The organism is Amycolatopsis sp. YIM 10 (assembly GCF_009429145.1).
In the GTDB taxonomy this organism is placed as follows: Bacteria; Actinomycetota; Actinomycetes; order Mycobacteriales; family Pseudonocardiaceae; genus Amycolatopsis.
Genome location: NZ_CP045480.1, coordinates 2,624,117 through 2,635,804, shown reverse-complemented (window position 1 = coordinate 2,635,804; position 11,688 = coordinate 2,624,117). Strand labels below are relative to the sequence as shown.

The 11,688-nt window shown below is 71.6% G+C and carries 12 protein-coding genes; 1 reads left to right on the top strand and 11 read right to left on the bottom strand.

All coding sequences use genetic code 11. From position 1 onward, the window contains the following. Nucleotides 1-2 precede the first annotated feature (2 nt). Together lgt and YIM_RS12805 are read right to left on the bottom strand one after the other, a co-directional pair. Nucleotides 3-1,034 (bottom strand): prolipoprotein diacylglyceryl transferase, encoded by a 1,032-nt coding sequence (gene lgt / locus YIM_RS12810; protein WP_153030564.1) that lies wholly within the window; start codon nucleotides 1,032-1,034, stop codon nucleotides 3-5. An 18-nt stretch (nucleotides 1,035-1,052) separates the two neighbouring features. Beyond that, nucleotides 1,053-1,817, bottom strand: coding sequence for a TetR/AcrR family transcriptional regulator (locus YIM_RS12805; RefSeq protein ID WP_153030563.1), 765 nt, complete (start codon nucleotides 1,815-1,817; stop codon nucleotides 1,053-1,055). A 73-nt stretch (nucleotides 1,818-1,890) separates the two neighbouring features. On the opposite strand from YIM_RS12805, the gene YIM_RS12800 reads away from it, so the two are divergent. After that, nucleotides 1,891-2,337, top strand: coding sequence for a nitroreductase family deazaflavin-dependent oxidoreductase (locus tag YIM_RS12800; protein WP_228004699.1), 447 nt, complete (start codon nucleotides 1,891-1,893; stop codon nucleotides 2,335-2,337). On the opposite strand, the gene YIM_RS12795 is transcribed toward YIM_RS12800, so the two are convergent. From YIM_RS12795 to YIM_RS12755, 9 genes are all read right to left on the bottom strand, one after another. Further along, nucleotides 2,334-3,527, bottom strand: coding sequence for an MFS transporter (locus tag YIM_RS12795; protein ID WP_153030562.1), 1,194 nt, complete (start codon nucleotides 3,525-3,527; stop codon nucleotides 2,334-2,336). The two genes, YIM_RS12800 and YIM_RS12795, sit on opposite strands and share 4 nt — an antisense overlap. A 350-nt stretch (nucleotides 3,528-3,877) precedes the next feature. Next, nucleotides 3,878-5,104: an MFS transporter gene (locus tag YIM_RS12790; RefSeq protein ID WP_228004698.1), complete on the bottom strand. Its 1,227-nt coding sequence runs from the start codon at nucleotides 5,102-5,104 to the stop codon at nucleotides 3,878-3,880. 42 nt (nucleotides 5,105-5,146) lie between these two features. Next, complete coding sequence (locus YIM_RS12785; RefSeq protein ID WP_153030561.1) at nucleotides 5,147-5,959, bottom strand: Rossmann-like domain-containing protein; 813 nt, start codon at nucleotides 5,957-5,959, stop codon at nucleotides 5,147-5,149. A gap of 14 nt (nucleotides 5,960-5,973) precedes the next feature. Next, complete coding sequence (locus YIM_RS12780; protein WP_153030560.1) at nucleotides 5,974-6,735, bottom strand: phytanoyl-CoA dioxygenase family protein; 762 nt, start codon at nucleotides 6,733-6,735, stop codon at nucleotides 5,974-5,976. Continuing rightward, nucleotides 6,732-7,757, bottom strand: a complete 1,026-nt coding sequence (locus YIM_RS12775) for a pyridoxal-phosphate dependent enzyme (RefSeq protein ID WP_153030559.1) — start codon at nucleotides 7,755-7,757, stop codon at nucleotides 6,732-6,734. Before YIM_RS12775 ends, YIM_RS12780 begins: the two co-directional genes overlap by 4 nt. Then, complete coding sequence (locus YIM_RS12770) at nucleotides 7,757-8,488, bottom strand: methyltransferase (RefSeq protein WP_153030558.1); 732 nt, start codon at nucleotides 8,486-8,488, stop codon at nucleotides 7,757-7,759. Before YIM_RS12770 ends, YIM_RS12775 begins: the two co-directional genes overlap by 1 nt. Next, a complete protein-coding gene (locus YIM_RS12765) occupies nucleotides 8,485-9,951 on the bottom strand; it encodes an ABC transporter ATP-binding protein (protein ID WP_153030557.1) in 1,467 nt (488 codons plus the stop codon). The genes YIM_RS12770 and YIM_RS12765 overlap by 4 nt, the downstream gene beginning before the upstream one ends. Next, the gene (locus tag YIM_RS12760) at nucleotides 9,948-10,742 is read right to left on the bottom strand and encodes an ABC transporter permease (protein WP_228004697.1); all 795 of its coding nucleotides are present in this window, start codon (nucleotides 10,740-10,742) and stop codon (nucleotides 9,948-9,950) included. Before YIM_RS12760 ends, YIM_RS12765 begins: the two co-directional genes overlap by 4 nt. Further along, nucleotides 10,739-11,686 (bottom strand): ABC transporter permease, encoded by a 948-nt coding sequence (locus YIM_RS12755; protein ID WP_153030556.1) that lies wholly within the window; start codon nucleotides 11,684-11,686, stop codon nucleotides 10,739-10,741. Before YIM_RS12755 ends, YIM_RS12760 begins: the two co-directional genes overlap by 4 nt. Between the last annotated feature and the right edge of the window lie 2 nt (nucleotides 11,687-11,688).

The window sequence follows — 11,688 nt, the reverse complement described above, 5'->3', positions numbered from 1 at the left end:
TATCAGTCCTTGGTGTCGCGCTTCTCCGACCGCTCGGCCGTTTCCTCGGCCTTACCGTCCTCGCCGGACTCGGTCGCGTCGTCGTTACCGTTCGTGGTCGGCACCACGGCGGTTTCCTCGTCGATCAGGTCCTCGTCCGGCTGGTCGCCGTCCTTGCCCTTGAGCGACTCCGGCACCTCGCGCTCACCACGGCTCTTCGCGGCGAAGTAGTACACCAGCGCGCCGGCGAACACCAGGATCGAGACCCAGACGTTGACCCGGACCCCGAAGACCAGGGTGGCCGCGTCGGTGCGCATCAGCTCGATCCAGGTCCGGCCGAGGGTGTAACCGGCGACGTAGAGCGCGAACGCGCGGCCGTGGCCGAGGCGCAGCTTCCGGTCGGCCCAGATGACCAGCAGCGCGACGCCGAGGTTCCAGAGCAGCTCGTAGAGGAACGTCGGGTGCACGGTGTCGATCGGGATGTTGTTCAGCGCGACGCCGTTGAGGGTGTCCTCGATCCGGGGGTCGTCGGGATTGACCCGCGCGTAGATCTCCAGCGCCCACGGCAGGTCGGTGTGCCCGCCGTAGAGTTCCTGGTTGAAGTAGTTGCCGAGGCGGCCGACGCCCTGGGCGATGACGATGCCCGGCGCGATGGCGTCCGCGACCGCGGGCAGCGGGATGCCCTTGCGGCGGCAGCCGATCCACGCGCCGACGCCGCCGAGCGCGATGGCGCCCCAGATGCCCAGCCCGCCGTTGACGATGTTCAGCGCCTGGATCGGGTCCTTGCCCTCGCCGAAGTACCGGTGCCAGTCCGTGGCCACGTGGTAGAGACGGCCACCGACCAGGCCGAACGGCACCGCGTACACCGCGATGTCGAGGATCGTGCCCTTGGTGCCGCCGCGGGCCACCCAGCGCCGTTCACCCAGCCAGATGGCCACCACGATGCCCGCGATGATGCACAGCGCGTAAGCGCGGATCGGGATGGGCCCGATGTGCCACACCCCGCGATCGGGGCTGGGGATGCTGGCCAGGAACGACGCCGCGGCGGTATTCACCGGGCCACCGTAGCCAACTCAGCTCCCGGCGTCGCCCCTGCCCCCGATGAGCACCTCGATCCCGTCCAGGATTCGCGCCAGGCCGAACTCGAAGGCGTGCTCGGGGCTGTAGGAGGCGTGGTGCGCTTCGCCGGCCGCCGCGCCCACCCGCGAGGCCACCGGGAAGCGGTTGTAGTCGATCACCTGGTCGAGCAGCGGCGCGTTCTGCGTCCACCACTGCTCCTCGGTGAGCCCCGAGCTTCGCTCCACCCTGGAGATCTCCGCGCGGCCGCGCGCGCTCACCTGTGCCTGGCCGATGAGCAGCGTGAGCACCGAGTCCATCTCGATCTCGGTGAGCCCGATCCCTTCCAGCGCACGGAGTTCCCACTCGTACTTCTCGATCACGTTCGGCCCGAGCACCGACCGGTGCGAGGCCTGGAGCAGCCACGGGTGCCGCTGGTAGAGCGCCAGGTTCTCGCGCGCGATGAGTTCGAGCTTGGCGCGCCAGTCGCCGTCGTCCTCGGCCGGGCGCGCGGTCTCGGCCTGCACCAGGTCGACCATCACGTCGACGAGTTCGGCCTTGCCGGGGACGTAGGTGTACAGCGACATGGTGCCGACGCCGAGCTTCTCGGCCACCTTGCGCATGGACAGCGATTCGAGGCCGTCCGCGTCGGCCAGCTCGATCGCGACCCGCGCGATGCGGTCCACGTTCAACTCGGGTTTGCCCTTCCGGCTGGCCACCTCGCGGGTGCGCCAGAGGATCGCGAGGCTGCGGGCCGGATCGGAGCCGTTGTCTGTCGCCATGGTCCGCCCATCCTAGACAAGGTTGTACCGTATGCTGTACGGTACAGCTTACCGTTGATGATGGAGGTCGGATTTGCCCACTGCCAAGGTCACTCCCCCGCGCTGGCTCAAGCCGATGAACCGGCTGTTCGTCGGACTGCAGCGGACCGGGCTGAAGCTCGGCGGGATGTACCTGCTGACCGTGCCCGGCCGGAAGTCGGGAAAGCCCCGCACCACGCCGATTTCGCTGATGGAGCACCAGGGCGGGCGTTATGTCGTCGGTGGTTTCCCCGGTGCGGACTGGGTGCGCAACGCGAGCGCGGCCGGCGCGGGCACGCTCAGCCACGGCCGTCGCCACGAATCCGTTCGGCTGGTCGAGTTGTCCGCCGAACAGGCGCGCCCGGTGCTGCGCGAGTTCCCGGCGAAGGTGCCGTCCGGGGTGTCGATGATGACCAGCGCGGGCATCGTGGAAAGCGACTCACCGGACGAGTTCGAGGCACTCGCCGGGCGCTGCGCGGTGTTCCGCATCGAGTCGATCTAGCTCGGAGGCGGGTGTACGGCGTGGGCCGGTAAGCGGGCGGCGAGGCCGCTGAGCCCGAAGACCGCCAGCACCGCGCACACCGCCACCACCACCCACGGCAGCCACACCGCCACCGAGAACAGGGCGACCACGGCCGGCGCGACGACCTGCGCGGTGGTGAAGGCGTACTGGAACGCGGCGAGGTACCGGCCGCGGGCGGCGCGCGGGGCGGCGGCCTCGGCGAGCGCGTTGGCCCGCGGCCCGAACACCAGGTTCGCGGTGGCGATGATCAGCGTGACGGCGAGCAGGTAGCCCGGCTGCGCCGCCCGCGGGACCAGCAGCGCGCCCAGGCAGCCCAGCCACCACAGCGCGTAGAGCAGGGAGCCGAAGCGCATCGCGTCGATCCTGGACAGCCGGTGGGTCAGCCGGAGCGCGAGCGTGCCGCCGACGCTGGTGCACAGGGTGAGCAGCGCGATGATCGCGCCCGGCAGCCACGACGGGCCGTGCAGTTGCTCCAGCACGAACACCGGCACGCCGATGAGGAACACGTCCAGCGAGAGGCCGAACAGCCCGCTGATCAGGATCAGCGTCAGGTACGGCCGGTCGCGCAGCGGTCCGGCGGCCAGCCGTCGCGGCGGCGACAGGAAGCGGGTGGCCGGGGCGCGCAGGCACAGCAGCAGCACCAGCGCGGCGACCAGGTAGGTGACCGCGTTCGCGCCGATCGCCAGCCGGAAGCCGACCGGGCCGAAGCCGGTCAGCAGCACCGCCGCGACCAGGCCCCCGGCCCCGAACGAGGCCGCGCGGACCATGCCGACCACGGCGAACGGATGGTCCTTCGGCACGTCACCGGCGACGTCGGCGACCAGTGCGTAGAGCGAGCAGTAGAACAGCTGCTGCCCCGCCGCGACCAGCACCGCGGCCACCATCACGGTGACCGCCGAGCCGGCCAGCAGATAGGCGAACACCCCGGCGGCCTGCACCAGCTGCGCGATGATCACCACCAGCCGCGCGCCGACGCGGTCGGTGAGGCGCCCGGCCAGCGGCGGCACCAGCAGCCCGGCCACCGTGCCCAGCGGCACGATGGTGCCGGCCAGCGCCAGCGGCAGGCCCACCACCCTGGTGAGGTAGACCAGGGTCAGCGGCAGGAAGAGGCCGGTGCCGAAGTTGTCGATCGCGAGCGCCACCAGCAACGCCGGCCGGGCGCGGTTCACCGATCCCGCCGGCTCATCCCGGCATCATGCCGTCCACGCGGCGAATTCTGCCCAGCTTCCACCGGGTTACCAAGACCGCTTCACCCTGGCAGCGCAGCGAGTCACTCCGCAGCGGTCCCCCGCGCGTTCACGGACCCACCCGCACCATTCCCCCGTTCCCCCACTCCCGTCCCCCACCCCACATTCGCACCGGTGGCCACGGCCGGTGCAACGAGCGAGATCATCCGCCAAGGGTGAGTTCGAGTCGACCGACCACGGCCCGACGTGCCTCGGCCACTGGCCTGCCACTTCCCACCTCGCCGGTGCCGCCACAGCCCTCCGTTTTCTCTTGGTCACGGAAGGAGTACGGCCTATGCCACCGACGGTTCCGGGCGGACGAAGAGGGCGGCGACCAGGGCGAGCAGGGTGATCGCGCCGAAGGCCACGGCGGTGCCCGGGTAGCCCGCCACGCCGAGGCCGATGCCACCGACGGCGGCGCCGGTGAAGGTGCCCAGGCTCATGCCCGCCGCGTTGACGCCCAGTGCCGAGCCCCGCAGGGGGCCGCAGCGGCGCACCAGCAGGGTCACCACGCAGGCGGCCACGGTGGCGTGCGCGGCCCCGAGCAGCGCGGTCAGCACCAGCGCCCACACCAAGTTCGTGGCGAAGTAGAAACCCGCCACCGAAGCCAGCGCGACCAGCAGGCTCACCGTCAGCATGCGTTCCGGCCGGATCCACGGCCGTTCCGCACTGGTGTACCGCCCGGCCAGCAGGTTGCCGACGAAGAACGACGCGCCGCTGAGCGTCCACACCAGTGCGAACAGCTCCGGGTCCAGCTCGAACCGCGAGTCGTAGAACGCGGCCAGGTAGGACAGGTAACCCATGAACGCCGCCGTCCGCAGCAGCGCCACCAGCAGCAGCGGCACCGCGCCCGGCACACCGGCCAGCGCGCGGAACGAGGCCAGGTAGCCCAGCCTCGGCGCCGCGTCCGATTCGGCCACCGGGGTCGGGCGACGGCGGAAGAACACCACGGCCAGCGCCAGCGAGATGACCGCCACCGCGACCAGGTTCCCGCGCCAGCCCCACAACAGCGCGGGCAGCGCCACCAGCGGCGCGGCCAGCATCGCGGTCAGCGACTGGGTGGCGGTGACCAGCGTGGCCGCCCGCCCGGCCGCCGCGCCGGAGCCGAACCGGTCGGCCGCGTCCGCGGCCAGCGCCGGGTTCAGCACCGAGGTCGCCGCGCCCACCAGCAGGCAGAACGCGGCCAGCGCGAGGAACTGCCCCGCCGCGCCCACCACCGCGGACAGGCCGAGCAGCACCAGCCCGCCCCCGGCGGTGTACTGCTTGGGCACCCGGTCCAGCAGCGGCGCCACCGCCGCCCCCACGCCCAGCGCCGCCAGCCCGCCGAGACCGCGCAGCCCGCCCATGGCGGCCACGCTGGTCCCGGCGTCCGCCGAGATCGGCACCAGGAAGGTGCTGAACACGGTGAACGGCAACAGGCTCACCGCCGAGGCCAGCAGCACCGGCCCCAGCACCCTGGCCATGCGCAGGTCGCTGGGCACCGGCAGCTCCCCCACCGGCTTCACGGTTTCCGCACTCACTGATCGCACTCTTTTCTCATGATCCGCCCCGAGGGGCACAATTTAACTGGCGCGGTCGCTGACCGCGCGATAGCGGTAGACCGTGCTTGGTTCCGCGCTGAATTGCGAAAACGGGAATGGTTCGGCCGAAACAGCGGTCACCCCGTGTCCGAGGAAGGCCCTGGCCACCGCGCTGCCCGTCTGGGCGTAGACCACCAGTGGCAGGCCGCGTTCCCGGCTGCGCGCGAGCAGCCGGTCGAAGCTGCCGTTGCTCAGCGTCATCCCGGTGGCGACCACCGCGTCGGCGACGTCGAGCACTTCGTCCATCTCGCGGCTGACCGGCTGCCCCCACTGGGTGGTGCGCAGGTTCAGGTCGCACGGCAGGCATTCGCCACCACGCTCGGTGATGGCCGCGACCAGCGGGTTCACCACGCCGATCAGGGCGACACGAGCGCCGGGCCGGATCTCCAGCAGGCCGGCGATCGCCTCGTCACGGGCCCGCGCCCGGACCTCCGGGGTGCCGATCGGCAGCACCACCTGCTCGGCCCCGGCGTCGCGGTGCGGCCGCGCGTCGGCGAGGTAGGCGTCCAGCGCGGCGATCCGCACCGGCATCCGGTCGTCCCCGATCAGCTTGTCCAGCGGTTCCCCCGACGCCGTGGCGCAGAAGTCCGCTTCCAGCTCGCCTTCCTCGAAGGAGCAGGCGCCGAATCCGCTGCCGACGCGCAACAACAGGTAATGGTTGCGGTAGGTGACCCCGCCCCCGGCCAATCGGGTGGTGTGGTGCAGCCAGAACGCGCTCGTCACGGTGCGTTCGGCCGGTGACGGGCCGAATTCCCCGGCGAGCACGGCTTCGGTCAGCGCTGCGACACTCTCCATTTTCGCTTTCCCTTTCATGGCAGGTCCGCCAGCATTTCCGGCCGGTAAGTCAGGTCGGCCAGCCGGGGGCGCCCCGCGGGCTGGAAGCAGAACAACAGGGTGCGCCGATCCCGATCGCTGCGGTTGGGCGCGGACCGGTGCACGAGCGTGCCGGGGAACATCAGCACCGAACCGGCCGACAGGTCCAGCACACGCTCCTGCGAGGAATCCACTTTGGACGCATCGACCAGCAGGCCGGTCGGCTCGGCAAGGTCCCGCGGCGCCGGTCCGTCGAGATGACTGCCGGGGATCACGCTCAGCGCGCCGTTGCCCGTGCCCGCGTCGTCCAGGTAGATCATCGCGGTGGCGATGTCCCGCGCGTGCGGACCGGCGCAGCAGTACCAGAACGGGAAGTCCTGGTGCCAGGCGAACTCCGAGCCGACCCCGGCCCGCTTGAAGTTCAGTTTGGACACGAACGGGCCCGGTTCCGCCACACCGAGCAGGTCCGCCATCGGCGCGGTGAGCCGGGGATCCGTCCACAGTGCCTCGAACTCCGGGTGCAGGTGCGCGACCGGCGCCAGGCTGCGGATGGTCCCCGGTGCCTCCGGCTCCCAGTGCAGGGTGGTGCCGTCGACGCTCTCCAGCCGGTGCCCGTCCGGCCAGACCTCGACGGAGGTCCGGCCGGACGCGGCCTTCGCCAGCACCTCGCGCTGCACCACTTCGGCGGCCTCGGCCAGCCGCGCGAGTTCGTCACCGCCGAACAGTCCGGGTAGGACCCGGTAACCGGGATCGTTCACGCCACGCCCAGCACGTCGTGATCGCGCGCGCAGGCCGGCCGCCGCGCCCAGTCCATCGCCGACCACGGACAGGCCAGCTCGCTGAGCACGCCGACCTCGCGTGGGCGCATCCGGTGCAGGTCGTGTGCCTCGCGATGCCTGCTGTAGGCCGATTCCGCGTACCGGTGCCCGGTGTCCGCGGCGAGGAACACGTGCAGCCGCTCCGGCTCTCGCTCGTGCTCCCAGTGCGCCGCCAGATAGGCCGCGCCCGCCGACAACCCGGCGAACACCCCGCTGGAACGCAGCAGGTCCACCGCGGCCGACATGGCGTAGTCGAAGGAGATCCAGTGGATCCGGTCGTACAGCTCGTGCCGCACGTTCTCGAACTCGATCGAGCTGCCGATGCCCGCGATGATCATCTCCGGATCGGCCACCCGCTCCGCGCCGAAGGTGACGCTGCCGAAGGGCTGCACGCCGATCAGCGTCACCTCCCGCCCCAGCTCGCCGAGGTAGGACGCGATCGCCCCGGTGGACGCGCCGGTGCCGACCCCGCCGGACAGGCTGAGCGGGCCGGGCGGCACCGCCCGGTCGATCTGCTCGGCCACCGCGCGGTATCCGAGGTAGTGGATTTCGTCGTGGTACTGCCGCATCCAGTGGTACGACGGGTTCTCGCGCAGGATCTCGGCGATCCGCCGCACGCGCAGGCTCTGGTCGAGCTTGAGGCTGCGCGACGGCTGCACCTGTTCGAGCGTGGCGCCGAGGATTTCCAGCTGCACCTTCAACGTGGCGTCGATCGTGGTCGACCCGACGATGTGGCAGTGCAGGCCGTACCGGTTGCACGCCAGCGCGAGCGCGTGCGCGTAGATGCCGCTGGAGCTGTCGATCAGGGTGTCGCCCGGCCGTACGGCGCCGGTTTCGAGCAGTTGCCGCACCGCGCCGAGCGCGGAGTAGATCTTCATCGTCTCGAAGCGCACGCAGAGCAGGTCTTCGCGGACCCGGATCAGGTCCGGCTCCTTGACCGCCTCGGCGAAGTGGTCGTGCATCAGGCCGTATCTCCCTTGGCGCGCAGGCGGAACAGGTACGTCTGCACGTCGTCGTCGGGCCAGGTCCGGCGTTCCCGGACCTCCGGGACGAACCCGCTTTCGATGGCGTGCGCGATGATGTCGCGCAGGTTCGCCGTGTTGGACACGATCAGGTGGATCTCCCCGCCCGGTGCCAGCAGATCGCGCGCGAGCACCTGGTCGAAGAACCGCGCGGTGATCCCGGCGCCGACGCAGACGTTGCGCACCACGTCCGGGTCCTCGCTGGTCTTCAGCGCGACGGCGGGCGGGTTGAAGGTGATCACGTCGGCCTGCGCCTTGTCCGGGAAGGCGGTGAACAGGTCGGACACGATCGCGTGCAGCGGCGGGGTGTCCCCGACGAACCGGCGGTAGTGCGCCTCGGTCGCGGCCACGCTGGCCGGGTGCACGTCGAGCGCGTAGATCCGGGCCGCACCGGCGATCCCGGCGGTCACCGCCTCCACACCGAGCCCGGATCCCATGGCCACGTAGGTCTTTCCCGCCACCGGGATCCGGCCGTCCAGCAGCCGGTCGTGGATCATCTTGCTGGTCTCCCCCGGCCGGAAGACGCCGGGCGGCAGCTCGAACTCCCAGTCCCGGTAGGTGTGGGAGCGCACCGTGTGCAGGTCGTTCCTCGGTGGGTTCACCTCGAGGATCTCGGCGGTGGACAGCGTGGGCGGCAGGCTCGCGTGCAGCGCCCAGGATTCTTCGCTCATACCGATTCCTTCCTGTCGAGGCTCGGACGGTCCTGTCCCAGCCCGGTGGCCATCCCCTCGTCGAGTACCAGCACCTCGCTGGTCACCGCGGCGATGAGCCCGAGGTCGTGGCTGATCCACAGCAGGGCGGTCCCCCGCTGCTCGTTCAGCCGCGCGAGCAGGGTGGTCACCTTCCGCGCGGTGCCCGGATCGAGCGCGGTGGTGATCTCGTCGCACACCAGCACCTCCGGTTCGGCGAGCAGGGCGCGCACGAGCGCGGCCCGTTGCAGCTCACCGCCGGAGAGGCCGTCCGGGTGCCGGGCGGCGGTCTCCTCGGTCACGCCCAGCTCGGCCAGCAGTTCGACGGCTTCGGCCCGCGCCGCCGCGGAATCCAGGCCCCGCAGGCGAATCCCGGTGCGGGCGACCTGGTCGAGCACCGGACGCCGGTCGTCGAACGAGCCGCGGACCTCCTGCCAGACGTACTGCACCCGGCGCCGGAGGTCGCGGCGGCGCTTGCGCAGCACCGGCAACGGCCGCCCGTCCAGCAGCAGTTCGCCGGTGTACCGCTCGTGCAGCCCGGCGACGCACCTGGCGAGCGTGGTCTTCCCGCTGCCAGACGGGCCGACCACGCCGATCCTCCCGCCCGGCGGCAGCGCCAGGTCGATGTCACGCAGGATCGGCTGCCGTCCGCGCGGGCGCACCGACGCGGACAGCCCGCGCAGTTCGAGCAGCGCCTCGGCCGCGCTGGGCGCCGCCCAATCGCCGGCCGGTGGCGCCACCTCGCCGAGCACCTCGTCCGGGGTGCCCGTGGCGGCGACCCGGCCGTGGTCGAGCAGCACCACGTGGTCGGCCAGTGCGCGTACGAGGTCGTGCTGGTGGCTGAGCAGCAGGATGGCCAGCCCGGTCGCGGCGAGTTCGGCCAGCTCACCGGCCAGCCGCAGCCGGGTGACCGTGTCGAGGCCCGTGCTCGGTTCGTCGAGCACCAGCACCCGCGGTCCGCAGACCAGCGCCTGCGCGAGCGCCACGCGTTGCCGCTGGCCGCCGGAGAACTGGTGCGGGAAGCGCCTGAGCAGCTTGCGGTCGCCCGGCAACTGCGCCGCCCGCAGCGCTTCGGCGACAACGTCCTCAGTGGACTCGTTGGCTCGGTGCAGCTTCGCCAGCTCCCGCAGGGTGGTGCCGATGCGCCGCGCCGGGTTGAGCGCGCTGCCGGGGTGCTGCGGCAGGTAGGAGACCACTCCCCCGCGCAGCCCGCGCGGGAGTTCGCCGTCGAGCACCGAGGAACCGGCGACGGTCACCGATCCGGACAACCGCACCCCGGGCGCGGACTCGCCGAGCAGGGACAGCGCCGCCGTGGTCTTCCCGCTTCCGGACGGTCCGACCAGCGCGGTCACCTTGCCCGGCCACAACCGGAAACCGATGTCCCGCAACAGGATCGCGTCGCCCGCCCGGGCGCTCAGACTGTCCACTTCGACCAGTGCGCTCATGCCGCGACCACCTCCCGGCGCCCGGCGAGCAAGCGGTCGGCGAGCAGGTTCAGCCCGAGCGTGAAGGCGACGATCATCGCGGCGGGTGCGAGCACCGCCCACGGTTGCAGCAGCAGGCCCTCCCGGTTGCGCGAGACGGTCACCGCCCAGTCCGGCGAGGTCGGGTTCAGTCCGAGGCCGAGGAAGTTCGCCGACGCCACGATGAACACCGCGAGCGTGATGCGAGTACCGATGTCGGCCAGCACCGGCGGCAACGCCGAACGTGCCACGAAACCGAATTGGATGCGGGCCCACGACTCGCCCTGCATGCGCAACGCCTCCACGGCCGGTCCGCTCGCCGCGTCCAGCGCGGCCGCGCGCACCAACCGCGCCACGGTCGGCACATTCACCGCGCCGACCACCAGCGCGATGGCCAGCGGATCCCCGCGCCAGCCGACCGCGACCACGCTGATCACCAGCAGCGACGGCAGCGGCAGCAGGATGTCCAGCGGCCGGATCAGCGCCTCGTCCAGTACCCGGCGACGGGTCGACGCGGCCACCAGCCCGATCAAACCACCTGCGAGATAAGCAAAAACCACCGCGAGCAACGCGACGCCGAGCGTGGTGCGACCGCCGAGGAGCAGCATGCCGAACACGTCCCGGCCGAGCCCGTCGGTGCCCAGCGGCCCGTCGCCGCTGTAGGGCAGGCCGGGCGGGCGTGCGAACGCGTCGGCCAGCAGCGGACCGGCCAGCGCGATCAGCACCGGCACCGCCAGCAGTGCCACCGAGATCCCGGTCATCAGGCGCTTCACCGCAGCACCTCCGTCCGCGGCACGAGCCGGTTGCAGACGAGATCGGCGGCGAGGTTGACCAGCAGCGCGGCGACCGCGAGCACCAGCGTCAGCCCCTGCACCACCGGCACGTCCCGCGCTTCGACCCCGTCGATCAACGCGGTGGCGAACCCGGGAATGGCGAAGATCGCCTCCACCACCAGCACCCCGCCGAGCAGGTTGTCGCCGACGCGGGCCAGCTCCTGCACCCCGGGCACCGCGGCATTCGGCAGCACGTGCCGCAGCAGCAAGGATTTCCGCGGCACACCGAGTCGTCGTGCCTGTACCACGTACCCCGCGTGCAGCGAGGTGATCGTGCCCGCGCGGACCTGCCGCGAAAGCGTGCAGACGGTGCGGAGGAACAACACCAGCACCGGCAGCACCAGCAGTTCGGGGCTGGTCAGCAGGTCCTCGCCGGTGGCGCCGACCCAGGTGGCCGGTAGCCAGCCGAGTTGCAGTGACAGCACCGAAATCAGCAGCAGCGCCAGCACGAAGTCCGGGATCGCGGTGAGCACCAGGGTGACCGAGGTGATCGTCCGGTCGAGCCTGCCGCCCTCGAACACCCCCGCCAGCGCCCCGAGCAGTGCGGCCAGCGGCACCACCACGGCCAGCGTGGCCGCCGCGAGCACCAGCGTGGCACCCACCGAGCCACCGATGATCTCGGCCACCGGCTGCCCGTTGACCAGCGACACGCCCAGATCGCCGGTGAGCACCCCGCCGGCCCAGTCGAAGAACCGCTCGACCGCGGGCCGGTCGAGCCCCAGTTCGGCGCGCAGGATGGCGACCTGCTCCGGGGACGCGCTCTCGTCGAAGCGCACGTCGGCGGCGTCGCCCGGCAGCAGCGCGGTCAACGCGAAGACCAGCACCGAGAGCACCATCAGCTGCACCACGGCCAGTCCCAGCCGCTGTGCGACGTATCCACGCACCG

Excerpts from the sequence above, each read along its gene's own strand:
- YIM_RS12805 (WP_153030563.1), bottom strand. The coding sequence starts at position 1,817 with ATGGCGACAGACAACGGCTCCGATCCGGCCCGCAGCCTCGCGATCCTC.
- YIM_RS12785 (WP_153030561.1), bottom strand. The coding sequence starts at position 5,959 with ATGGAGAGTGTCGCAGCGCTGACCGAAGCCGTGCTCGCCGGGGAATTC.
- YIM_RS12775 (WP_153030559.1), bottom strand. The coding sequence starts at position 7,757 with ATGCACGACCACTTCGCCGAGGCGGTCAAGGAGCCGGACCTGATCCGG.
- YIM_RS12770 (WP_153030558.1), bottom strand. The coding sequence starts at position 8,488 with ATGAGCGAAGAATCCTGGGCGCTGCACGCGAGCCTGCCGCCCACGCTG.
- YIM_RS12765 (WP_153030557.1), bottom strand. The coding sequence starts at position 9,951 with ATGAGCGCACTGGTCGAAGTGGACAGTCTGAGCGCCCGGGCGGGCGAC.